The sequence below is a fragment of the Gibbsiella quercinecans genome (genome assembly GCF_002291425.1).
Classification (GTDB): Bacteria; Pseudomonadota; Gammaproteobacteria; order Enterobacterales; family Enterobacteriaceae; genus Gibbsiella; species Gibbsiella quercinecans.
This window is the reverse complement of sequence record NZ_CP014136.1, coordinates 3947200-3971452: the sequence shown is the minus strand read 5'-3', so window position 1 is coordinate 3971452 and position 24253 is coordinate 3947200. Positions and strand designations below refer to the sequence as shown.

The following is a 24253-nucleotide window of genomic DNA, read 5'->3' as shown; positions in this document are numbered from 1 at the left end:
AGCTTTTTCTTATGGCCAGACAGTTATTGTTCTCACAGGAATAACCCTTCTTTCTACCCTGACCGAATAGTGAATGCTGAATGGCGGATATTAATTCGTTTCAATGTTGCTCAAATACAAATCCTGTGATGATTTGACTCTATCCATAGCAACGTAGGTTCTGAACCGGCGAACATTCCCCCCCTCGAAGAAAAGCTCCCGTGTAAGCCGTTCATATTCCTGCATATCTTTTACAGCCAGAATAAGCACAAAATCAATATCGCCAGTGACATAAAAGCAATGCTGGATTTGCGGGCACTTCAGGAACCGATCGCGTATCTCATCGAGCTCCTCAACGGCCTCATTCTCAACGGACACATTTACAATGATGGTGTTATTAATGCCCAACAGGCTTGGGGATAATATGCTTTTATTATGGGTGATATATCCACTGGCCTTTAATCGCTGTAATCGTTTGGCTACCGCAGGCAATGAAAGGTTGATTCTTTCAGCGATTTCCCGAACAGGTGTGTGATTATCCCTCTGAACTATATCAAGAATTTTCTTATCAAATTCATCGATAGCCTTTAATGCCTTTGCCATGAATGCATCCTTAAAAATTCCATGAGAGAAATTTTCTCTTTTCTTACTCAGATTACGACAGCACTTCTCTCATACATGATCATATATTCTCTCTGGTCACTTTGACAGCAAGGACTGAAAGATGCAACTTCACATAAACGCTTCTGACCAACAGCGCGCATTACAGGATGCCCGGGAATTAGATCCTTTCCGTTCCGATCTTATTTCAGAGATCAAAGAACACTTGTGGTGTTTCGATTACGCAACCACGCCACTTTATCAATTGAAGAATTTGGCTGTTCATTTAGGGATTGCAGAAATTTTTATAAAAGATGAAGGCCAACGCTCTTCTTTACGCAGTTTCAAAACCCTGGGGGGAGCGCACGCCGTTATCCGGTTGGTGCTGGAAGTCGCAGGGAAGACGCTCGGAAGGGACGTCGCAGCCTCTGAGATCGACAGCCCCGAGGTGAGGAAGGTTGCTTCTCAGATCACCATCACTTGCGCCACAGATGGAAACCACGGACGGGCAGTGGCTTCTGCCGCAACGCGCCTGGGATGCCGCTCAGTCATTTATATCCATAAAGGCGTCAGTGAGCGCCGCGCCGCTGCCATCCGGGACAAGGGGGCTGACGTTATCCGGATCGATGGCAGCTATGACGATTCCATCGCGTTCACCACTGCGACGGCAAAAGAAAATGGCTGGCACGTTGTTTCCGATACCTCTTGGCCCGGCTATGAAGTTATCCCTACCTGGGTCATGCAGGGATATCTGCCAATGGCAGATGAACTGATGCAGCAATTCTCTCTTACAGGCAAAAAGGCTACCCATATCTTTTTGCAGGCCGGAGTGGGTGGTTTCGCTGCTGCAGTAGTTGCACATATTCACAGCAGGCTCGGCGAGCACGCCCCAAAATTTATTGTGGTGGAACCCGATAAAGCGGCCTGCGTGTTTTCTAGCAGCATCAATAACCGGATCGTTCGGCTTGATGAAAGCCAACCCACGGTGATGGGGATGCTGGAATGTTATGAGCCGTCCATGCTGGCTTGGTCCATTCTTAAAAAATTAGCAACGGCGTTCATCACGATTTCTGATGATGAAGACCTGCATGCGATGGCACGGCTGGCGACGCCTGTAGGAAGTGATCCTTCCGTACAGGGGGGTGAAAGTGGCGCCGCGGGTCTTGCGGGACTTGAAGCTTGCGTTGGATCTGAAAGCACGCGTGAACTTCTGGGCATTGATGAGCATTCCGTGGTGCTGTTAATCAACACCGAAGGGGCAACGGACGAATCGTTGTATGCATCACTTCTCCAAAAGGGCAGAGAAACATTATGACCCCTGAAATCAACGCAGTGCGTCTGCTAACCCGGCTCGATACGCTTGCCGAAATCGGTCTCAGTGCCAGTGGCGAGCTGACACGCCTGGCCCTTAGTGATGAAGATGCGGTGGCGCGGGATCTGATTATTCACTGGATGCAGGAAGCCGGGGCAGAAGTCTGGGTTGATAAGATTGGGAATATTCACGGTGTTATCCCTGGCGAAAACGAGCAGCCCGCTATATGCACCGGTTCCCATATTGATACGGTGAACAGTGCAGGCAAACTTGATGGCTGTTACGGCGTCATCGCTGGCATTGAAGTCTTACAAACGATCAAAGAACAGGGCCTGAAACCCGGCACGCCGATTGAAGTCATCGTGTTAAGCAACGAAGAAGGCGTCAGATTCACGCCCGATCTTCTCGGCTCCCGCGTGATGGTCAAAGACATCAGCCTGAGCGAAGCGCTTGGTGCCGAGACCCGGAACGGTGACTGTTTTGGCCGCGAGCTTAAACGTCTGGGGTATGACGGAGAACGCGATCCCTGGCATAAACTACCGGGGAAGTTTCTGGAGCTCCACATTGAACAGGGACCGATCCTGGAGTCTACGGGCAATCAGATCGGCGTTGTTGAAGCCGTCCAGGGCCATTCCTGGTGGCAAGTTGATATTCACGGTAGCGCAAACCATGCCGGAACCACGCCGATGAACCTGCGCCGGGATGCAGGCCAGGCCGCGATGTCAGTCGCCCAATGCATTACGCGGATGTCGGCCAGTGAAGGTATCCCTGCCGTTGCCACTATTGGCACATTTAGCCTGGGGCCGGGTTCAATCAATGTGGTTCCCGGACATGCCCGCTTTACTATTGATTTTCGTGACGCAAATTCTGCGCAACTGCGCCAGGCCGATATTTATCTGCATCAGGAAGCGCGTCAGTTAGAAGAAAAAGGCTTCACCGTGAGCCTGAAAAACATTTCCCGGGCCGAACCCGTTTTCTTCTCTTCTGAAATATCGACAGCGATTAGAGACGCTGCAAGCACAAGAACTTCACGCATCTTGAGCATGATTTCAGGAGCGAGCCATGACGCGCAGATGATTGCCAGAATCTGCCCAACAGCAATGATATTCGTCCCCAGTGTCGGTGGTATCAGTCACAACCCCGCAGAATTCACACGTTCTGAAGATCTGGCACTCGGTGCTCAGATCCTGGCTGATGTCATCTGGAAATTCGCTAAATAACCACTCATTCAGAGAGTAACTCAGGAGTTAAAAATGGATATGGCCTTCACGTCTCAGGAGTTTGAAGAACGTCTATCGCGGATACAGGCAGAAATGCAAGTGCATCAGCTTGATGGTCTGCTCGTTACTTCTCCACCAAATTTTCGTTATTTCAGCGGATTTGACAGCCAGTTCTGGGAAAGCCCGACGCGACCGTGGTTTTTTCTGATCCCCGCTGAAGGATTGTGCACCGCGATCGTGCCGGAAATCGGCGCGCCACTGCTGAAAGGTAGCTGGATCAGCGCCACATTGAGCTGGCCTGCGCCATGCCCGGCAGATGATGGCGTCACGCTTCTCGCTGGCGCCCTGGAGAAACTCCCGAAACGCTTTGGCCGGATTGGTATGGAATTCGGGCGTGAATCAGCTGTTCGCATGCCACTGAACGATTTATTCCTGCTCAAGGACAGGCTGAAAAATGCTCAGCTTGTTGATGGCTCGCCATGCATTTGGAATGTCCGGGCGATCAAATCGTTGGCCGAAGTGGCTTATATTCATCAGTCCTGCACCTTTGTCTGCAACGCATTTGATAAATTGCCAACCTATGCCCGCGCTGGACAAACTGAGCGTGAGATCGGCCAGCAGTTAACCGCTGACATTATTCTGGCAGGCGCTCATTCCGTTCCTTTCATGGCCGCAGCATCAGGACATGGCGGCTATGAGCAGATCATTTCGCGCCCATCCAGCAGGACGATCAATGACGGAGATATCCTCATTATTGACGTTGGTGCGACGGTCAACGGTTACTTCTGTGATTTCGACCGTAATTTTGGCTTTGGTAATGTGCCTGATGCTGCCCTTAGAGCAAATGAAGCTTTATGGGATGCGACCGATGCCGCTATCAAGCTTGCCGTTCCTGGCACAACAACAACAGACCTCTGGCGCTGTATGAGCAACGTTCTGGAGAAGGCCGGCGCACAAGGATACAACGTTGGCCGCCTCGGGCATGGCCTTGGGTTGCAATTAACGGAACCACCTTCACACATGCCGGGAGATAACACCGTTCTTAAAGAAGGGATGGTAATTACCATTGAACCGGGGATGGAATACGCACCAGGGAAAATGCTTGTACATGAAGAAAATATTCATATCACGCCGTCTGGTCCGCAAATACTGACGAGACGCGCACCTCGTGAGTTGATTGTAATAGATCGTTAAAACTTTATCTGTTTCATCAGGGGGTTCATCATGGTTTGTAAATTTAATTTCATAAAAACGAAATCGCTGCTTGCTATTACTCTGACAGGCGTGCTTTTTAGCGCCCATGCGGCCGTTGAAACTAAGCAGGAAGGTATTCTTACCATCGGTTCAGATTTAACGTGGGCCCCATATGACTATCAGGTAAATGGCGAGGCGGCTGGTTTTGACGCTGACCTAATGAAAGAAATGAGTTCATCACTCGGGCTCAAAACAAAAACCATAGATACGCGTTTTGCGAGCCTGATTTTAGGGCTGACAGGGCATCATTATGATGTGATTGCCTCGGCGCTCTATATCACGCCAGAGCGTGCTAAGCAGATCAACTATATCCCCTACCTGAAAACAGGTGGAGCATTAATGACGGTTAATGGAAGCCCATTTAAACCGAAAACTCAGCAGGATTTGTGTGGAAAACGGGTTGCATCTTTAAAAGGCGCGGCATGGGTTCCTGCCTTGCATAAGCTATCTGAGGGATATTGTGCGGAGCATAAACTGGGTTCAATAACGGTTCAGGAATACTCATCATCGCCGTTAGCTGCACAGGCCCTGCTCTCACATGCCGCAGACGTGCAATTTGATGATGCAGCAGTATCACAAATGATGGTTAATCAGACTAAGGGAAGGCTGCAGATTACCTCTAAAGACATCCTCGAACCTGTCATTATTGGGCTGGGTGTTGCCAAGGGCAACGATCAGCTGTTGAACGCACTGACCTCAGCGCTTCAGGAAGTTAAGAAGAATGGGAAATATCAGGAGCTGTTGACAAAATATAATCTTCAGGAGCCTACGGCAGAAGAAATCGCCGCAGCTTACAAAGAGAATTAATGACCCAACCCCGGAGTCATACCCTCTGTATGGCTCTTTCATTTTTTCCGGAGAATGGGAAATGAACTTTGACTGGCATTATCTGCTGAGCCTCTTCTTTAATAAATCTTTTTGGCAGGCCACCTGGACAGTGGTTGAGCTCAGCCTGTGTGCATGGGTGCTGGGTATCGTATTTGGCTTTTTTCTGGCTCTGTTAAAGCAGTCAAAAAATCCATTTCTCAGTTACTTTGCGAGATCCTATATCTGGTTCTTCCGAAGCGTGCCATTGCTGGTTTTGCTGATATTTGTCTACAATCTGCCTCAATTTTTCGCTTCGACCAGCCAGTTTTTAGGCAACCCATTTATTGCTGGCCTGGTCGCGCTGGTGTTGAGTGAATCCGCTTATATTGCTGAAATTCACCGTGGTGGATTACTGTCTATACCTAAAGGCCAACTGGAGGCCGGTAAAGCGCTTGGCATACGGTTCCCTGGTGTTCAGCGCTTAATCGTTATCCCACAAGCATTTCGCGTGGCGCTGCCAACGCTGATAAATGAATACATCACGATTGTTAAGTTAACATCGTTAGTGTCAGTTATCTCACTGGCGGAGATTCTGCTGGTTGGTGAACAATTATATACGCAAAACTTTCTTATTCTCGAAACGCTGACTGCAGTGGCATTTTATTATGTTCTGATTGTTACTGTTTTTGGGTTCCTGCTACAGTGGCTTGAAAGATATCTCGACATATCAAGAAGGACGCCGGGTGTAACAGATGGGTTTGACGTCCCCTCTGTTCAGATAGCAACCCGCCGTAAGCTGAATATCGAACCTAAAGGTGAGTTTGCCTTAGAGTTGAAACGCGGGCAGAAATTCTACGGTGAAAATGAGGTTATAAAAAATGTCAGCCTGAAGGTGAAGTGGGGGGAAGTCATTTCCATTATTGGCCCTTCAGGCTCGGGGAAAACAACCTTAATCCGTTGCCTTAATGGGCTTGAAACACTGAACAATGGTGCAGTCTGGCTGCATAATGAACCTTTTTTGGTAGGATCATATTCAGAGAAAAAATATAACGAGAAAGATCATCTCGAACGTATAGTTCATGTCGGAATGGTATTTCAGGGGTTCAATTTATTTTCTCATCTGACGGTGCTTGAAAATGTTCAGTTGGCACCGCTGTATCACAAGCATGACACACGGATTGCGACCAAGTTACTGAGTCTGGCTATGCTTCAAAAAGTAGGCCTTGCCGAGCATGCAAACAAATATCCTCATCAGCTATCCGGTGGTCAGCAACAACGTGTAGCGATAGCCCGAGCTCTGGCCATGCAGCCCTCTGTTATGTTGTTTGACGAACCGACATCGGCTCTTGATCCTGAACTGGTGGGCGAAGTGCTGAAGGTCATTGAGGAACTGGCAAAAGAAGGAATGACGATGATTATCGTAACGCATGAAATGAACTTCGCCTTTAACATTTCCGACAGAGTAATTTATATGGAAAAAGGTGAAATCATTCATGATGCAAAACCCGAGGTCTTAAAGAATGATACCCGTTCCGAAAGGCTCCAGCGATTCCTCAAGAATGTGAGCTGAAGCGATAAAAATATCAAAAAATTTATACCTGAATGACACCATGTTATTGAAAAAAATAATCAGTTTCTATATGGGACATGGTGATTCACTCCTGGCCCATTGGCTTAAAACAGCCTAAAGGGCCGCACCGGGGGGAAAGATCCCCCCTATCACCTCACCCGCCTATATTTTTGCGATTCAACGGCGGGAAACTTGATTTAACGCCTGTATCAGTTCGCCCTTTGTCATACGTACACAATACGTCGGCATACCTCTTTCGAAACGCCATCCTTCAGACAGCAGGCCAACATCCACGCAGTCAAAGCCAAAGGCATCATAAAGATCAGCAACGATTTTTTTACCTGCGGGATCGTCGCCGGCAACAGGCAGCGCGCGCCTGGCCGGATCTCCCGCGGGCAGCCCATCAGTTTCCAGTTGCGTCATGGGTATGGCATTAAATGCTTTTGTTACTTTCACCTGTGGCAGTTGTTCGGCCAAAAGTTCACTGGTTGTTGTCTGCCCGGCATCAAGTGCTTCAACCTGCCCATCCCGTTCAGGATAATAATTAACCGCATCAATCACCGGTTTTCCGCTAAGCGCGCCCCGCGGAAGCTGCCCGATAGCCGTAAGAGGCACGGCGATAATAACAATATCGCCGTACATCGCCGCATCGTTGGCCGTGCCTATCTCACAGCCAATCATTGGCCGGAGGCTAAACAGCGTTTGCGGGCTGCGGGAATTACTGAGCATAACCGTATGCCCCGCTTTAATAGCCAGTTGAGCCACGGCCCGCCCAACAAAACCTGCACCTATGATCCCGATCTTCATCACATCGCCCTCTTTCTTCACGAATGAAAAAAGAACTTATTTCATTACTCTTTAATGATAAAGTGCATTGTTTAACCAACATAAACAACAAAACGGGGTTAATTGTGGACAAGCTAACCAGCATGGGGGTTTTCGTAAAAGCAGCCGAACTGGGTTCCTTTGCCGCAGCAGCCAATACGTTAAAAATATCCCCGCAGATGGTGGCAAAAAACGTTGCGTGGCTCGAAGCCCGACTTGGCGCCAGATTATTGAATCGCACCACGCGTCGTCAGAGCCTGACCGACATCGGGCGTAACTACTATGAAAGATGTAAGATCGTGCTGGCAGAAGCCGAAACGGCTGATGCCGTAGCACTTGAAATGAAAACATCCCCTTCAGGTATCATCAAAGTCAACGCGCCGCTGACCTTTGGTTCATATTCCTTACCCCGCTTTATTGATGGTTATCTCGCCGAATATCCTGATACCGAGATTGAGCTTACATTAAGCGACCGTATCGTCGATCCGATTGAAGAAGGATTCGAAGTCATTATCAGGATAGGGGAGCTTGCCGATAGTTCAATGGTCGCCTGGCCCCTGCGCCCTTATCGGCTTATCACCTGCGCTTCACCCGGTTACCTAGCAAAAGCAGGGGTACCAGAAACACCATCCGATCTTATTCATCATTCTTGCCTGGTTTATGGTATTTGGTCACCCTCTATGCCTTGCCGCTGGGTTTTTAGCAGAAATGGCAAAACGGAAGAAATAAAACCAACGGGAAGGTTCCGCTCAAATGATTGGAAAGCCCTTCTCCACGCGGCTATAGCAGGCAATGGCATCACCTTGGGGCCGGAAGACGTACTGAACGATGAAATTCAACAAGGCCGCCTGGTGCAAGTTTTGCCACACTATGAAGGGCCAAGCCGCCCGATGCATGTATTATTACCCGCAGGGCTGCGGCCAACGGTGAAAATAAAAAGTTTTGTTGATGCAATGCGAAAACAATTTGGTCTTAAAGGCCCTTCGCCAAGGTAAAAACCTGTTTTCAGCCTGTTCCTGCCGTATTCATCAGTTAAACAAGCCGCTAAAAATGGGCGACGCAATTGCCAGGCTGCCGACAAATGATATAAGCCGGCGCATCCCGAAAGGCGAACGCTCACTCGCCCCACCATGCAACGGTCTGTCGGCTTGGCGATAGCTGTAACACTCACCGTTGCCACCACCACGTCCTCTTCCGTGCTGTCTGAATCAACATCGGCATCAATGCATGCATCGATCCCTTTTTTGCCCTAGGCATGGCCAAACCGCGCTTGCAGCCTGGCTCTTGGGCTTAACCGGCGTATTTTTGCTGCCGCTTGGCATAAACGCCATAAATGCCCCTCCACGTTCAGCGCGAGCAAAACAGAGACAAAAGTTGTGATCCTATTCTCCTTTCCGCACAGTTTTTTTGGACAAGTCACAGCGTATGCATGATATTTACAGAATAATAAATCATCATTGAATATTTATTCATAATGGAGATAATAAATGAAACGTACCCTGCTTACCTGTTTAATGTTTTCCACCATGGCGTTCTCCACCGGGGCGCTGGCAGCAGAAAAAGGGCTGATCGTCATCATCACCCCGTCCCACGATAACCCGTTCTTCAAAGCCGAAGCCGATGGCGCGGCGCAGAAGGCTAAAGCACTCGGCTACAGCACGTTGACGGCCTCTCACGATGATGATGTCAGCAAACAAAATCAACTGATTGAAACCGCCATCGGCCGTAAAGCCAAAGCCATCATACTGGATAACGCCGGGGCTGATGCCACCGTCGGGCCAGTACAGAAGGCCAAAGATGCCGGTATCCCAACCTTCCTTATCGACCGTGAAATAAATAAAACCGGCGTGGCCGTGGCGCAGATCGTCTCCAACAACTATCAGGGCGCGCAGTTGGGGGGAGAGAAGTTCGCCAAACTGCTGGGCGGCAAAGGCGAGTATATAGAGCTGTTGGGTAAAGAATCCGATACCAACACCAGTGTGCGCTCCCAGGGCTATCACGATGTGCTCGATGATTACCCGGAGATGAAAATGGTGGCCCAGCAAAGCGCCAACTGGAGCCAGACTGAAGCCTTCAGCCGTATGGAAACTATCCTACAGAAACACCCGAATATCGTCGGGGTGATCTCCGGTAACGACACCATGGCACTGGGTGCCGAAGCCGCGCTGAAGGCCGCGGGGAAAAAGGATGTGGTGGTCGTAGGGTTTGACGGCAGCGACTACGTGCGCGACTCCATCATCAACAAGGGCAATATCAAAGCCACCGTGTTGCAACCGGGCTGGGCGCAGGCGCAGATGGCGGTTGAACAGGCGGACTACTATCTGACGCACGGCAAAGCGCAGAAGGAAGAAAAGCAACTGATGGACTGCGTGCTGATTGATGACAGTAATGCCAGCAAACTGAAAACTTTCAACCTGGCACAGTAAACAGGGAGCCGATGATGGTGATGAAACTTGCACACGGCGCTCTGTTGGCCGCAGCCGCTTTACTGTTAAGCGCCTGCAAAGTGGTTGATCTCGACACTAACGGTCAGCCAATCATTCCGCAAGATCCCAATGTGCAGCACGGTTATCGCAACCAGACGGCGCAACAGGTGGCGGAGGCCACTTGGGACAGCAAAGTGCTGGTCAGCGCCGATCAGCATGCGATGAGTTGGGCCGACATGAAAACCCGCAGCAGCACCGTGAAGGTCGGCAGCAGCGACAGTGTGTTTGTACGCGCCGGTGGAACCGTAGCTGCAGTCGGCGGCGCCGACGAGCGGGAACGGATCCTGACAGTCACCATTAACGGTGAAGCAGTGCCGGTGGCCATCGGGCCCGTGGTGCGCAGCAATGCGATACGCGATGCCGCCGGCTTTAAGTTTGAAGAGTTCACCAACCAGGTGCAATTTGCCCAACTGACCAAAGCGCTTAACCGCCACGCGGTGCAACAATTGCCGCCGATGGACGAAAACTGGGTGGGCAAACCGGTGCAGCTGTTGCTGGCGGTCACGATGCAGCCTAACAAAGTGCAGGACGTGGTCGCCGTCAGCGTGAAGCAGGAGCAACCGTAATGAGCCAAACCGACCCAATCATTCTGCGCACCAAAGGGGTTTCGATGCTATTTCCCGGCACCCTGGCACTGGACAAGGTGGACTACAACGTCTGGCGCGGCAAGGTCAACGTCATCATCGGTGAAAACGGCGCCGGGAAATCAACGCTGATGAAAATCCTTGCCGGGGTGCAACAGCCGACCAGCGGCGAAATCTGGCTTAACGGCCAGCTGGTCACGCTGCCCAGCACCCGCGCGGCGGCCAAGCTGGGTATCGGCATGGTGCACCAAGAGCTGAACCTGTTTGAGAACCTGTCGGTGGCGGAAAATATTTTCCTCGGGCGCGAGTTACAAAGCGGCTTGAAGCCGATTGATGAAAAAACTCAGGAAGCACGCACCGCCGAGCTGATGCAGCGCCTCGATCAAGATATTTCGCCGCGCGAGCTGGTGGCGAACCTGAAGGTCGGCCAGCAGCAACTGGTGGAAATTGCCAAAGCGCTGGCGGAAAACACCGATATTCTGATCCTCGACGAGCCCACCTCCGCCCTGAGCAAAACCGAAGTGGAGATCCTGTTCCGGGTGATCCGCGAACTCACACGCCAGGGGGTATCAATTATCTATATCTCCCACCGGCTGGAAGAACTAATGGCGATTGGCGATGTGATCACCATTCTGCGAGACGGCCATTTCCAGGTGGAGGCTCAAGTCAGCGAGATCGATGTGCCATGGATTGTGCGCCAAATGCTCGGCAGCGAACCGGTCACCAGTTTCCTGGAGCCGGGACGTGAATTCGGCGTGCCGGTACTGGAAGCGGAAAACATCACCTGCGTTGGCCCCGCCGGTAACGCGGTGGTGGATAACGTGTCGTTTAACGTGCGTGCCGGTGAGATCGTCGGCATTTACGGCCTGATGGGCGCCGGACGCACCGAACTGTTCGAGTGCCTGCTCGGCACCCAGCGCAGCTATCTCGGCAAACTGTGGCTCGACAGCAAGCCGGTGCCGCTGCGGCTGGATACCGCAGAACGCATCCGCATGGGCATGAGCCTGGTACCGGAAGACCGCAAACGTACCGGTATCTTTCCGGTGTCATCGGTGGCCAGCAACCTGACCATCGGCAGCCTGTGGCAACGGCTGGAGTATCGTTTCGCCATCTCGCGCAGCCAGGAGAAAGCGGTGGTGAATGATACCGTCAGCAATCTGTCGATCAAAATTTCCTCACCGGAGGTGACCATTAACGCCCTGAGCGGCGGCAACCAGCAGAAGGTGGTGATTGGCCGCTCGCTGCTAACCAACCCACGCCTGCTGCTGCTGGATGAACCCAGCCGCGGCATTGACGTCGGGGCCAAGGCGGATGTGTTCCGCATGATGGTGAAGCTGTCGCAACAAGGCATTGCCATTTTATTTTCCACTTCGGATCTGAAAGAGATTATGGCGGTCTCTGACCGCATTCTGGTGATGTCCGGCGGCAAACTGACCGCCGATATTCCACGTGCAGCGGCGGAAGAATCGGCGCTGGTGAAAGCAAGTGCTCAGGGGTTCTGACATGAAAAATACCACGACGGCCACGCTGGCCGCACCCACGGCAAAGGCCTTTAACTCGCGCGAGAGCCTGATCCTGCTGCTGTTAAAAATGCGCACCTTTATCGCGCTGTTCCTGATCGTCGGGTTCTTTGCCATTACAGTGCCGGATTTCCTTGCGGTGGGCAGCATGGTCATCATGATTAAACATATCGCCATCAATGCCTTCCTTGCCCTCGGCATCACCTTTGTGATTATCACCGCCGGCATCGATCTTTCCATCGGCGCCACGCTCGGGCTGTGCGGCATGGTCGCGGGTTGGCTGATCACCAAAGGCATTGTGCTGCCGATGTTTGGCATCGCCATCTTCCCCAGCGTTTGGGTGATTGTGCCGCTAGTGCTATTGCTGGGCGGGCTGATCGGCGCCGCCAACGGCTGGATCATTACCCGCTATAACGTAGCGCCGTTCATCTGCACCCTCGGCACCATGTACATCCTGCGCGGTGCGGCGATGCTGACATCAGGTGGCGAGACCTTCCCCGGCCTGCAGGGCAATCCGCAGCTCGGCAATACCGGCTTTGACCAGATTGGCGCCGGTTATTTCCTCGGCCTGCCATACGCTATTTGGATGATGATCGTACTGGCATTGGTCATTGCCTACATTGCCCGCCGCCTGCCGTTTGGCCGCCAGGTATACGCCATCGGCGATAACGAACGCGCCGCCGAACTCTCTGGGGTGCGAGTAAAACGTGTGAAGATCATGGTGTATGCGCTCTCGGGCTTCTGCGCGGCGATCGCTGGGATCGTGGTCTCTTCCCAGTTAGTCGCCAGCCACCCGGCCAACGGCACCTCGTTTGAGATGAACGCCATTGCGGCGGTGGTGCTGGGCGGCACTTCACTGGCGGGCGGGCGCGGCACGATTGTCGGCACGCTGATCGGGGCGTTCGTTATCGGCTTCCTGGCGGACGGGCTGATCATGATGGGCGTCAGCGAATTTTGGCAGATGGTGATCAAGGGCATTGTGATCATCATTGCGGTGATCATCGACCAAATGCAGAACCGCATGCAGCAAAAAGCCGCGGTCGTCGCGCAAAAGGCGCTGATTGAGGAAGGTGGCGCGAGCCGAGCGGGCTGATAGCCCGGCAGCCGCGTAATTTTCTATCCGTTTCGCATTTAAATAAAAATCCAGGTGGCGTGATGAACCCGTTCAATCTGTCGAAGGAACAACTGCAGAGCAAAGCGCGAACAGCCCGCCGCCACATTATTCAACTGAATGCAGCCGGCCCCGCCGGAGGGCATGCCGGTGTAACGCGCTTTCCCTCTTGCCGCCAAGGCTGCATGCACCTTCTTACCTTGTTAAGCCTGGAGAAAGATCAAAATGACTCACTACAATTACCCAAAATTTGGCGCCGGTTTGTGGCATTTCGCTAACTATATCGATCGCTATGCGGTGGATGGTTATGGCCCGGCGCTGAGCACCTTGGAACAGATCCAGGAAGCCAAAAAGGTCGGCGATCTGTCCTATGTTGATATTCCTTATCCCTTCTCACCGGGGGTGACCTTAAGCCAGGTGAAGGAGGCGTTGAATGACGCTGGGCTGAAGGCCATCGGCATCACGCCGGAGATCTATCTGCGCAAATGGTCACGCGGCGCCTTTACCAACCCCGATCCAGTAGCGCGCGCCGAGGCGATGACACTGATGAATGAGGCAGCCGATGTGGTGCGTGAACTGGGCGCTAGCTATGTGAAGGTGTGGCCGGGCCAGGATGGTTGGGACTATCCGTTCCAGGTGGATCACAAACAACTGTGGAAGCTAGCGGTGGACGGTATGCGCGAACTGGCGGCGGCCAACCCCGATGTTAAATTCGCCATTGAGTATAAACCGCGTGAACCACGGGTAAAAATGACTTGGGATTCGGCGGCTCGCACGCTGTTAGGCATTGACGATATCGGCCTGGATAACGTTGGCATACTGTTAGATTTCGGCCATGCGCTGTTTGGCGGTGAATCGCCGGCGGATTCCGCACAGCTGATTATCGATCGCGGCCGCCTGTTTGGTATGGATGTGAATGATAACCTGCGTAGCTGGGATGACGATCTGGTGGTTGGCACGGTGCATATGACGGAGATCTTTGAGTTCTTCTATGTGCTGAAGATCAACAACTGGGATGGCGTGTGGCAGTTGGATCAGTTCCCGTTCCGCGAAAATAACGTTGAGGCTGCGCGCCTGTCCATCCGTTTCCTCAAGCATATTTACCGCGCGCTGGATAAACTGGATATCGCGGCGTTGCAGGAAGCGCAGTCGCGCCAGGATGCCATGCAGGCACAACGTATTATTCAGAATGCGCTGCTGTCGTCCATCGAAGTGGAATAATAGTGCTTCCACAAAAATGAAAGGCCTGGCTGCCCCGGTGACCGGGGCAGCAGGGAAATTTACCGGTTTCCTACCTATTCAACGCCTTTGTAGCATCTGCCGCAGAGGCGTTGAAGGCTGTTGGCGCCAGCCTACTGTGTTTGTTTAGTGACGACAAAAGAACACCTCTTTGAGAGGCATCCTTCACGATTCAACTTAGCGCGTTATTTCGCTATCGGTGAGTGGTATGCTTTCAACATGCCCGCCAGATAACGCAATCCCCGTTACAATGCTTCTTCGTGCCTGCCGCTCACCAGGAGCTTCGAGTATGAATTGTACAATGAACTGTCCTTTATCGGGGAATTGATAAAAACCGGGCGGGATACACAACTTGCCATTTTCTACAGCCAGATCAGGTGAGTCCGTTACTGACAACTTTTGCGGCGGCGTTCCTCTGGGGTTTATTGCGATCAGAGAAGGCGGGTAGTTCCCGACATCTGGAACCTGAAAGCATATGTCTTCACCGATCTTACTAACCGTTGTTGTTTCGTCTGCTTTTAATCTGTCGCCTGAACCCGAGCATCCAGCCAGAAAAAAATGAGGTAATCAATAAGAGGGAACTATTTTTAGTTTCTTTCATTATTCCCCATGGGAAGCCAAAAACCAGGCTAGTCGCAAAGGTGTTGGCAACTATCCAGAATAACGCCGCGTTTTTCCGTGAACTTACTGAAAATAAAATATTAATGAAAAGCCCTAAAGGGCTTTTCATACATCAGCATCTGCAAAAGGTTAATCACCACATTAAATCATCGGGCACTTTAAAATCGGCATACGGATCGTCTTCATCTTGTTCTTCCTGACTAAGCGCACTATTCAATACAATACTGCTCGCATCTCGCTGTGCAATTTTATCGGCTACGCTCGCGGGGATAATAGCGTATTCACTCTTGCCACTGTTATCAACAACCAAACGAGCAATAGCGAGACGCCCACTAATCAGCTGGGCTTGGGTCGTTTTATCCACAACTATTTTTTTGATTAAATTATTATCTGTGAAGTTAAAACCAATATCACCTTTTGAAATGTCGATTTTGTTCATTTCAATGAGTTGCTTCACCTGAGCTTTATACTCTTTAGACAAAGCAGCTTGTTTTTGTTGTTCGCTTAGCTGTTTATCACGCTCGAGTTGTGCCTTTTTATTTTCTTCCACCGCGGCTCTTGCCTCACGAGCCTGAACCCGTGATTTTTTAGCCGTTCTTTGGACCTTGGCCACTTTTTTGCTGGACACTAATCCAGCTTTTAGCAGTTGTTCTTGTAAGGTGAGTTTTGTCATCTTCGTTTCTAAACCAGTTGAATAATTTAGGGGATTATACCTGTAATTTTTGAGACTATACCAGTTGCAGCACGGTGTGGTCTGAGTTTAAAGAAGCCTATCTAAGCAGATAAAGCTTCTAACACATTGATGACGAGAATAACGGAAGTCATAAAATGCCGCGATTCCCTGTAGCACGCTATCTCGCCAAGTCTGTTGAGCTACAAACGCAAGCAGCCTATTGAAATGCTGACATTCTATAGGCTGCAAAAGCGCAGGGAAGAGATTACCCGTATGCACGGGAATGCTCTCCCCATTTAGCCCTCGGCCATATGTCAGTCTGGGGAGGACTCACTCGAAGGTGCCTGCAGCACCTCTTCCGCCACCTCACGTACCAGCTGTAGCTTTTTGGCCTGATCTGCAGTGGTCAACGGATTGCCTTCCCAGGTAGAAGCAAAGCCGCACTGAGGAGAAATGCCGATGCGTTCGAGCGGTATAAAACGGGTCGCCTCGTCAATTCGCGCCTTAAGCAGGTCTTTTGCTTCAATATCCGGCCGCTTGGTAGAGATTAACCCAAGGATAACCCCTTTGCCCTTGGGAACCAACGCCAGGGGTTCAAAGTTTCCCGAACGAGGATCGTCGTATTCCAGAGAATAAAGATCGAAACTGCGCGCGCCTTTGAACAGCGCCTCGGCGATGCTCTCATAACCGCCTTCGGCATAGAACTGCCCTGCATTGTTGCCACGGCAGATATGCAAGCAGGTTTTTATCCCTTCCAGACCGTCGACGACCTCGTTGATGCAGGCAATCCCCTCTTTGAGTAAGCGCTCAGTATCAATCCCCGTCTGAGCCTTCACCCCTTCCCTTAATGAAGGATCGATGAGGATCGCCAGTTCCGGTGCGTCGATCTGCACATATTCACAACCGAGAGCACGTAACTCTTCAATTTCTTCCCGGAGCAGCCTGGCCACGTCATGAAAAAGATCGAATATATCGGGATAGGCCGCCGCTGAATGAGACGAGGACCAGAACGACCATGCGAGAAGTGGCGAGGGCAGCGTGATCTTCTTGGGCCGGTCAGTGATAGCACGAAGAAAGGTGAACTCTTCAACCGATACGGCCTTCTTGCGCGCGAGTTTACGGGTAACTACCGGCACAACGGGCGTTTTCGCATTGGTGCTCTGCGCCGCCCCCTTCAGGCCACGCCATTCCAGGCCCGGAAAATTGGACGATGCAGTAAGATCAAATCCCGATAGCGCATCAAAAAACCAAGAGAAGAACATCGACCGACGCTGCTCGCCGTCGGTAACGACATCCATACCGGCAGCTTCCTGAACTGCGACGGCCTCACGCACGGCACGATCCTCGATACTCTTGAACTCCGCCGCTGAGATTTCGCCCGCGTCGAAGCGGATGCGTGCCTCTTTCAACCATTCAGGCCGGAGCAAAGAGCCAATCTGTTCTACTTTGTACATCATTCCAACCTCGTTCCTTTTTCGTTTAGTCTGCAGTAAGACGGGGTAGAAAGGCATCGACTATCTGCCCTGACCACCGCGATCTGTTTAGGTGCTTGTTTGATAAAGTGACCAGCTACCCATTGATAGGTATACCTTGATGTTAGCAGTGTTCGCTTCTGGCACAAAATCGTTCATTGCAGGGTTACGTCGGCTATAGCGGAAGCGGAAGTTCGCCCATAGTTGTAATACTAACATTGCCATGTGGGGCTCAACGGGGAGCAGGTCAATTATCGACTGATCCTTAATTTCGCTTTTACAGTTTACTTGCATACTTTGCTTCTTAGCCCCCCGCGTCAAATTTCGATTTCTGGCGGTTCTTCACCGAACATTTCAATCCATTCTGACTGCCAGGTGGTGCTCAGTGAAAATTTCCTGAACTTAGGATGCAAATCCGTCCTGATCAGCAACCATTTCTGTTTGATTAGAGAGTTAGAACGCAGCGCACGTGAAACATTATTTGTATATTTTTTATTGTCGTCATTTACTATGTGATCGTTAATTGTTTCTGTGATCTGAGCGCCAATGCTGGTCTCAAACCCAAGATAGGATCGTATCGCCAGAGCGACAAAAATGAGAGGGATATACTCGCTTCCACAGGACATGGCATTTTCAAGAGATAAGGGTTTGAATGAAGGGGGGATGTCTCTCTCTTCACCGGATGCACTGGTTGTTTCAATTCCATCGTCGAAATCGAAAGATAAATTACCGTGATCGTTTTTCTCACGGCTAGTGGTAAACTCGTGGTTATTCCCTATGTTACGACTGAACGATGCCACCAGGCGGTTTATGCTTTTTTCCGTTAAGAGTACGTCTGTCTGAGTTCTCAGTAATGATAAAGTCAGTTTTTCTCTTTCATACTCTGATGAAAGATATCTTGATATCAGAATTGGCATCTGACTTTCTTCGACCAGATTAATAATCTCATGATTGGTGTTAATACTTTTATCATTATAAATTGCATCGATCAGTCTGGTGAGTTCCTGTTTTGCTTCGTTATAGGGCTTTTTTTCATGGAAAGGCAAATAAAGAGATGTCAAAGACAGGTAAATTGATGTGTGGCAGATATCGAGTATCAAACAAGTGCCTAAAGGTGATATACGAAATGTATGGGCTGAGCTAACGGTGTATTCTGTGTTGAAGTCGCTGTCAGAGGGTAGCTCAATACATTCAATAATCCTTTCTTTAACCGAACCTTCAATTGCTTTGCTGATCCAGTCTTTTTTATAACCGTAAAGCGATGCGAACCGGATTATCCGTTCAAGGCTAATTCCTTTTGCAATTTCTCCGGGGGAAACGGCGTCATTCAGAAAATAGAGTATTCTTAACTTCAGGAAGTAGCATTGGTTTACGTTCTGATAGGGCAGGTAAACATTCGGTATGTATGCTTTTTCCGTGTGATCGGGATGATAGGTGAGTGTGGAGATGACATCCTTTTTACGCCACGCTGACTCATTTCCCAATTGGTAGTGTACGTGTTTAATCAATTGATAAAAGTTTCGGATATTATGCCAAGACACAGAAGATAATATTTCCAGGATGGGCATGCCCTCACTCGACAGTTGAAGGTTTTTTCTCAGCACATCAGCGTAGAAATTCATTTTGCTCAAGAAATCTTGAAGCTGATATTTTTTTCTCCAGTCTTTAATCCTAAAGTCCTCACCCAGATATTCTTTAATGTACTTTATCCTGGTCGAAATCAGTTTGTTAAAGTCCGGTGATTTGAGGTGAATGATCTTGTCTTCTGGCCTAACGTCCAGAAAGCCTTTGTCTTTATTCTTAAAGAAGGTGAACTCCCTAAGTGTGATGATGACTGTTGCACCCGATGCTTGGGTTATTAAATGAGATAAAGCATAAATTTCCTCTTGAAACGATTCAGAAGCTCGGTCGACATTATCGATCACAATAATAACGGACTTGTTCTCTTTGACACGCTTTTTGAATATTTTCAATACTAGACTCTGCCGGTTGAAGCTTTCCTGCTCCAGCAGTTCAGCTTCTTTGACCATAAAAATTTCTGGGTTCTTAGAAAAGATATCCTTGTAGGGGCCGTTTTTTAATACTTTAATTTCATGCGCAAATGTGATGCGCAGCTCATCTAATGTAAACTCACTTTCATACTCGCTTTTTATCTTGTCATGCAGATAAGTAAATACGACGTTTTTTACATCAATGTTATGCTTTGAAACGTCATTGATTAAATCTATGATGATTGGGGTTGCATATATATTCATTTGCTGTCTGGCTTCTACTAAACATTTAGTCACCAGAGTGGTCTTCCCACATCCAACGGCACCAGTAATGATGATAACTTTACCAGTATGGTGCTCTAGGATGAATTCTTTACCTTCAGAAGGTGAGAGATCTAACGCATCATTCGGAAGAAAGCTGGGTTTTGAATCTTTTAACGCTCTTTTTATTTCTCCTTTAAACTGATCTAACTTAGAGTCACTGACAAAGCAGTGTTCCAGCATTTTTCGCTGATTGTTCTCTGTTATTTGGGAGAAAAAGTTTTCATAAAAGTCATCTATCCATTGGTTGTCTTTATTACTATCCCAAATGAAATCATGAACATGATCTTTTAGCATGTAACACACTTCTGACGGTACATGATTCAGTTCTGAAAGGTAGCTGTCCAGATTATTCTTTTCTGTGCTGTCCCTAGATATGAGGTTGTACATGAGATCAAACGAAAACTCACCTCCAAAGATATTCCCAAAATAAACGCCTTTCATCGAGTCAGTTGTTTTACCGGCTTTTGGCAGCATGGGGCAAACAAACCACTCTGCACCATTTGTGATCAATGCATATTGAACCGCTTTTTCGACACAGTATCTTTGTGCCTGATCGATAACCTCAGAAATTTTCTTATTGAATGCTTTTTTGAGATAGGCGACAGAGTATTCGTTCAAGGTTAAGGTGCTTTTTGGAAGGCCGAAGGTCGCGCCGATTTTTTTGGCTTCAACAACAAGGCGAGGCGTTCTTTCCATACTCAGTATATAATCGGCATACCCCGCTGTTCTGCAATACGCTTCCGGCGTAAATTCTTCTTTATTCCAGCCCAGTATGTTTAGGATCTCATCTATCACCAGTAAGCGACTTTCAGCTTCATTTGCTTCAAAAAGAGTATCCTTTCGAGCGATATACCGTTCCTGAACTTCCTTAAATTTTTCGAATGCCTTTTCTCTGTTCATACTAGCCCCAATAAGAGTATTGAAAACTTTTTATGTTTTTTCAGTTAATTAGTTTGAATGGTCGGGGGTGACCTCTCAGCATCACTTAAAAACTCATCACCCCCGGCTTTCTGATCTGTGGCGCTTGTCTCAATGATCACGCTTTGCCGTTTAGCTTGCAGGTCAAAGTAATGAAAGAGAGTAAGACAATGCTTCACTGTTTGTTTTATAGCCTGTTATCGCATCTTTCTGAGACAACTGAAATAGGGATGACGTCATTTTTTAAGGGCAAGCCTGCTTTCATGGCAAATCAGGACTGACATACTTCCCTTTGGTTAGTAGAGACTGTTTTAGGAACGTCCGCTCCTGGTACCAAGCCGACTATCAGATCAAATCTGATGAGATCCATTCTATATGTATTTATATCGTCCCCCCCTCTGTCAGGATAGTTGTCACCCCCTATTGAAAATCTAAATGGGGACAATGGAGCCTGATATGAAACGTTATTCACCGGAACGTAAAGCCGCAGTTTTGGCAAAATTATTGCCGCCTTACAACATGACCGTCTCCTTGCTGGCTCAGCAGGAAGGGATTTCTGACGCAACCCTGTATAATTGGCGTAATCAGGCCAGACTGGGGGGGAAACCGGTGCCCGGAGCCAATAAAACTACTGAGCAATGGTCGAGCGAAGCCCGTTTTGCCGTCATTGTTGAAACCGCCACGCTCAGTGAGGCGGAATTAGGGGAATACTGTCGTCGCAAAGGACTCTATCCACAGCAAATAGCACAGTGGAAGCAGGCTTTTATCGAACAGAATAATGATAACCCTGCGGATAAAGCGCAGTTAAAGCAACAGGCTAAAGAAAACAAACAACTTAAATGTAAACTGGCGCGAAAAGAAAAAGCGCTGGCGGAGGCTGCCGCCTTGCTGGTACTGCGAAAAAAGCTCAACCGTTACTACGGGATGGAAGACGAGGACGACTGACGCCCGTCCTTGAACGCGTGCAATTTATCCAGTGGATACGGGAGGCGATGAACAGGGGGCCCGTCTGGCTCCGGCCTGCCGGGAATTGAATATCAGCCTGAGAACCTGGAATAGATGGTACAGGCAGGCCGAAGACCGGCGTCCTACCGCAGCACGTCCGACCCCGGGCAATAACTGACGCTGGCGGAGGAACAGCAGGTACTGACCGTATGTAACCAGCCGGAATACGCCAGCCTGCCACCTGCGCAGATCGTGCCGCGTCTGGCGGACAATGGCATCTATCTGGCGAGCGAATCAACGTTTTACCGGATACTCCGGCGCCATGGTCAGGTTCATCATCGCGGTCGTAGCCGGGCGCCGGTAACCCTCAGTAAACCGACCAGCTACCCTGCCACTGCGCCCCGTCAGGTCTGGACCTGGGATGTGACGTGGTGCGCGTCACGGGTACGAGGCCGTTATTTTTATCTGTACCTGATAGAAGATATTTTTAGCCGGAAAATCGTTGGTTATGAGGTTCATGAAGAGGAGAGCGGTGAGCACGCTGCCGCGTTGCTGCACCGTGCCGTGCTGCGAGAACGATGCTACCGGCAACCGCTGGTACTGCATGCCGACGGTGGGCCGTGAAGTCCCAAACGTTAAAGGCAAAACTGGAAGAGCTGAATATCACGGATTCGCACAGTCGGCCTCGGGTCAGTAACGACAATCCGTTCGTGGAGTCATTGTTCAGAACGTTAAAATATGTGCCGGGCTGGCCGTCAGCGGGCTTCTCGGGACTTGATGAAGCCAGACGATGGGTTGAATGCTTTAGCCGCTGGTATAACGAAGCGCATCGACATAGTGGCATCGGTTATGTCACACCGGAACAGCGCCACCAGGGGCAAGATACAAGTCTGCTGGCAAACAGGAAAGCGGTATATGAAGCGGCGAGGAAAGCCAGACCGGGTCGATGGTCAAGGCAATGTCGTCAATGGCAGCGTGAAGGTGTGGTGATGTTAAATCCGGATAAGCCACAAAACGCATCAGAAAAAGCCGCCTGAAAACTCATTAAGGGTGACAACTTCGTTGACAGCTACCGATTGCAGCTTTTTCTTCATGAAATTCTTTCGACTCCTTTTACGATTTTGCCGCATTTGGTTGGAGGATGGGTGCCCACTGCCCACCCAGCCCTCGCGCTTTCAAAAACCAAACTTCTGTCTCGCCGAGGTGTTCTCTGAATATTCGAAACGCAGTCTAACAGAACTCTTGATTGCCATGGTATACCGAGCACTCACCCCGAGCCACTTTCACCTGCGCAATCCGTTGAAGTAAATGCGTTTCCTTATCTATAGTTGGACTGCCCCCACTTGGGTGGGGTCAGTCCAATAACTTTAATTTTCAGTAATGCTAAAAATACCCCTTCCAGATATCATTCCATTCTTTAACGATAAGGTTTGAGGACTTTACCCGTGAGAACTCGTTACATTGTCCCGTTCAAACGCAAAATCATCATTGACGATCATTGGGAAATCCCAATGCAAGGTGGTAAGCTCCGCATCATTGAAGAGAGTGGTTACGCCAAAGCTATTGAGCTTACTTTCGAGAAGCAGCCTCTGGAATACGTACCGAGCTTTCAGAAACGAGCCCCTTATGAGGCGATGACAACGATAACCGGGCACGATGAACGTATGGCATTCGTGAAGCGTCAACTCGATAACGCGGCCACATTTCTCGAATGTTTTCATGATATTGAACTCATGACAGAGGAAATTGAGGCCAAATATGAAGGAGAAACCCCGGAAGAAGAAACGCGACTATCCATAAAGAGTATATCAATGGGCAGGCATGATTCTGCATTGCCTCTCAGTTTCGATATGTTTACGCGGGCGCTTATGGCTGCTGAGAAATATGATGGGCCAAGATTTGAAGTTGCCTTTGTGAAAAGCGCTCGCAAAATGCTTAAAAATCAGGAATTCATAAACTCCTTCCGCTACTCATTCCTGTTGATCGAATCCCTGTATGGGAATGGTCAATTTAAAACACCAAGCTTGCAGGCTGCGCTAAAATCAAACCAAGAATTTCGTAATATTGTTGAGCTTGCCATCAAAGACATGATTCCAGCAAAGAACGATCGGAACTCAGATACGGCGAAGCTCATTTTGACGAAACCAAAAGCAGATGACATTATTAATCATCTAGTCGAAAAACGGGGTTTCTATTTTCACGGGAACATCAAACGGAAGGACGCTTGGAAACCCGATGAACAAGACTCGGCAGAATCTCTGGCTCTTATCGCAATAGGTATTATCACAAAAATTACTATGAAGGCGGCGGAGCCGATGTTCGTCGCAGAACTAGAGAAACGCCACTTTGAAGACGCAATGCATGTAGGAGCCAAAATCGTGTTTGAAATAAAATTCAGATTCCGTGAACCCGAAGAAAATTTCGATAGACAACATCAAGTCAACATAACTATGCCAGGAACCAAAGTCACCCCTCGTACAGCTCTCGCTGTTGCTCAGCATTTTCTACATGAATTCCAGCATAATCAGCCTGTATCGGCTCTATGTGAAGCTGAATGCAAAATACAGGAAACCGGGGAAAAGGTATTTAACCTCACATTTCATGCCAAAGAAGATTGAACTGTAAAGTTTGCGCTAAAAATATAACCGCGAAAGCGTTGAACAACCATATCAAAAACATATACAAATTTTTCTTCCGAAAATAACATCATTTTTTCCCATCACATGCTTTCAACCTGCCAAAAAAAGCCATTAATGATGAAGACATCATTAATGGCATGGTTTTATCAAAGAAAATCAACTT

Annotated in this window: 19 protein-coding genes and 1 pseudogene; 13 read left to right on the top strand and 7 right to left on the bottom strand. The window is 49.3% G+C overall.

Annotated features, from left to right (window positions below; all coding sequences use genetic code 11):
* Nucleotides 1–90 precede the first annotated feature (90 nt).
* Nucleotides 91–582, bottom strand: a complete 492-nt coding sequence (locus ACN28Q_RS18255; protein ID WP_095847640.1) for an Lrp/AsnC family transcriptional regulator — start codon at nucleotides 580–582, stop codon at nucleotides 91–93.
* Nucleotides 583–703: 121 nt separating this feature from the next.
* Between ACN28Q_RS18255 and ACN28Q_RS18250 the strand changes: the two genes are divergently transcribed.
* The 5 genes from ACN28Q_RS18250 to ACN28Q_RS18230 all read left to right on the top strand — a co-directional run bounded on the left by ACN28Q_RS18250 (nucleotide 704) and on the right by ACN28Q_RS18230 (nucleotide 6742).
* Entirely contained in the window at nucleotides 704–1894 is a 1191-nt protein-coding gene (locus tag ACN28Q_RS18250; protein ID WP_095847639.1) for a diaminopropionate ammonia-lyase, read from the top strand.
* Nucleotides 1891–3111: a Zn-dependent hydrolase gene (locus ACN28Q_RS18245; protein WP_095847638.1), complete on the top strand. Its 1221-nt coding sequence runs from the start codon at nucleotides 1891–1893 to the stop codon at nucleotides 3109–3111. Before ACN28Q_RS18250 ends, ACN28Q_RS18245 begins: the two co-directional genes overlap by 4 nt.
* Before the next feature lie 33 nt (nucleotides 3112–3144).
* The gene (locus tag ACN28Q_RS18240; RefSeq protein ID WP_095847637.1) at nucleotides 3145–4305 is read left to right on the top strand and encodes a M24 family metallopeptidase; all 1161 of its coding nucleotides are present in this window, start codon (nucleotides 3145–3147) and stop codon (nucleotides 4303–4305) included.
* Between the two features lie 30 nt (nucleotides 4306–4335).
* A complete protein-coding gene (locus ACN28Q_RS18235; protein ID WP_230469440.1) occupies nucleotides 4336–5172 on the top strand; it encodes an ABC transporter substrate-binding protein in 837 nt (278 codons plus the stop codon).
* Nucleotides 5173–5233: 61 nt separating this feature from the next.
* Nucleotides 5234–6742: an amino acid ABC transporter permease/ATP-binding protein gene (locus ACN28Q_RS18230; protein ID WP_095847636.1), complete on the top strand. Its 1509-nt coding sequence runs from the start codon at nucleotides 5234–5236 to the stop codon at nucleotides 6740–6742.
* Between the two features lie 177 nt (nucleotides 6743–6919).
* Here ACN28Q_RS18230 and ACN28Q_RS18225 read toward each other — a convergent pair whose 3' ends face one another.
* Nucleotides 6920–7549, bottom strand: a complete 630-nt coding sequence (locus tag ACN28Q_RS18225) for an NADPH-dependent F420 reductase (protein ID WP_095847635.1) — start codon at nucleotides 7547–7549, stop codon at nucleotides 6920–6922.
* Nucleotides 7550–7653: 104 nt separating this feature from the next.
* Here ACN28Q_RS18225 and ACN28Q_RS18220 point away from each other — a divergent pair, with 104 nt between their 5' ends.
* The 5 genes from ACN28Q_RS18220 to ACN28Q_RS18200 all read left to right on the top strand — a co-directional run bounded on the left by ACN28Q_RS18220 (nucleotide 7654) and on the right by ACN28Q_RS18200 (nucleotide 13250).
* Nucleotides 7654–8562, top strand: a complete 909-nt coding sequence (locus tag ACN28Q_RS18220) for a LysR family transcriptional regulator (protein WP_095847634.1) — start codon at nucleotides 7654–7656, stop codon at nucleotides 8560–8562.
* Between the two features lie 492 nt (nucleotides 8563–9054).
* A complete protein-coding gene (locus ACN28Q_RS18215; protein WP_095847633.1) occupies nucleotides 9055–9993 on the top strand; it encodes a D-ribose ABC transporter substrate-binding protein in 939 nt (312 codons plus the stop codon).
* Nucleotides 9994–10013: 20 nt separating this feature from the next.
* A complete protein-coding gene (locus tag ACN28Q_RS18210) occupies nucleotides 10014–10619 on the top strand; it encodes a DUF2291 family protein (protein WP_095849085.1) in 606 nt (201 codons plus the stop codon).
* Nucleotides 10619–12139, top strand: coding sequence for a sugar ABC transporter ATP-binding protein (locus ACN28Q_RS18205; protein WP_095847632.1), 1521 nt, complete (start codon nucleotides 10619–10621; stop codon nucleotides 12137–12139). Before ACN28Q_RS18210 ends, ACN28Q_RS18205 begins: the two co-directional genes overlap by 1 nt.
* Nucleotide 12140: 1 nt before the next feature.
* Complete coding sequence (locus ACN28Q_RS18200) at nucleotides 12141–13250, top strand: ABC transporter permease (RefSeq protein WP_095847631.1); 1110 nt, start codon at nucleotides 12141–12143, stop codon at nucleotides 13248–13250.
* Nucleotides 13251–13288: 38 nt separating this feature from the next.
* Here the strand turns inward: ACN28Q_RS18200 and ACN28Q_RS18195 are convergent, their stop codons facing one another.
* Nucleotides 13289–13459, bottom strand: a complete 171-nt coding sequence (locus tag ACN28Q_RS18195) for a hypothetical protein (RefSeq protein ID WP_183102155.1) — start codon at nucleotides 13457–13459, stop codon at nucleotides 13289–13291.
* Nucleotides 13460–13493: 34 nt separating this feature from the next.
* Between ACN28Q_RS18195 and ACN28Q_RS18190 the strand changes: the two genes are divergently transcribed.
* Nucleotides 13494–14489 carry a sugar phosphate isomerase/epimerase family protein gene (locus ACN28Q_RS18190; protein ID WP_095847630.1) on the top strand — a complete coding sequence of 332 codons (996 nt, stop codon included), beginning with the start codon at nucleotides 13494–13496 and terminating at the stop codon, nucleotides 14487–14489.
* 195 nt (nucleotides 14490–14684) lie between these two features.
* On the opposite strand, the gene ACN28Q_RS18185 is transcribed toward ACN28Q_RS18190, so the two are convergent.
* From ACN28Q_RS18185 to ACN28Q_RS18170, 4 genes are all read right to left on the bottom strand, one after another.
* Nucleotides 14685–15059: a putative T6SS immunity periplasmic lipoprotein gene (locus tag ACN28Q_RS18185; protein WP_329957323.1), complete on the bottom strand. Its 375-nt coding sequence runs from the start codon at nucleotides 15057–15059 to the stop codon at nucleotides 14685–14687.
* A gap of 202 nt (nucleotides 15060–15261) precedes the next feature.
* A complete protein-coding gene (locus tag ACN28Q_RS18180) occupies nucleotides 15262–15801 on the bottom strand; it encodes a DUF2058 domain-containing protein (RefSeq protein ID WP_095847629.1) in 540 nt (179 codons plus the stop codon).
* Nucleotides 15802–16115: 314 nt separating this feature from the next.
* Nucleotides 16116–17258, bottom strand: coding sequence for a cobalamin-independent methionine synthase II family protein (locus ACN28Q_RS18175; RefSeq protein ID WP_165907077.1), 1143 nt, complete (start codon nucleotides 17256–17258; stop codon nucleotides 16116–16118).
* 332 nt (nucleotides 17259–17590) lie between these two features.
* Nucleotides 17591–20488 (bottom strand): DEAD/DEAH box helicase family protein, encoded by a 2898-nt coding sequence (locus tag ACN28Q_RS18170; RefSeq protein ID WP_095847627.1) that lies wholly within the window; start codon nucleotides 20486–20488, stop codon nucleotides 17591–17593.
* Nucleotides 20489–20962: 474 nt separating this feature from the next.
* Here ACN28Q_RS18170 and ACN28Q_RS18165 point away from each other — a divergent pair.
* Together ACN28Q_RS18165 and ACN28Q_RS18160 are read left to right on the top strand one after the other, a co-directional pair.
* A pseudogene (locus tag ACN28Q_RS18165) lies at nucleotides 20963–22488 on the top strand (IS3 family transposase).
* A gap of 408 nt (nucleotides 22489–22896) precedes the next feature.
* Nucleotides 22897–24069 (top strand): hypothetical protein, encoded by a 1173-nt coding sequence (locus ACN28Q_RS18160; protein ID WP_095847626.1) that lies wholly within the window; start codon nucleotides 22897–22899, stop codon nucleotides 24067–24069.
* Nucleotides 24070–24253 lie beyond the last annotated feature (184 nt).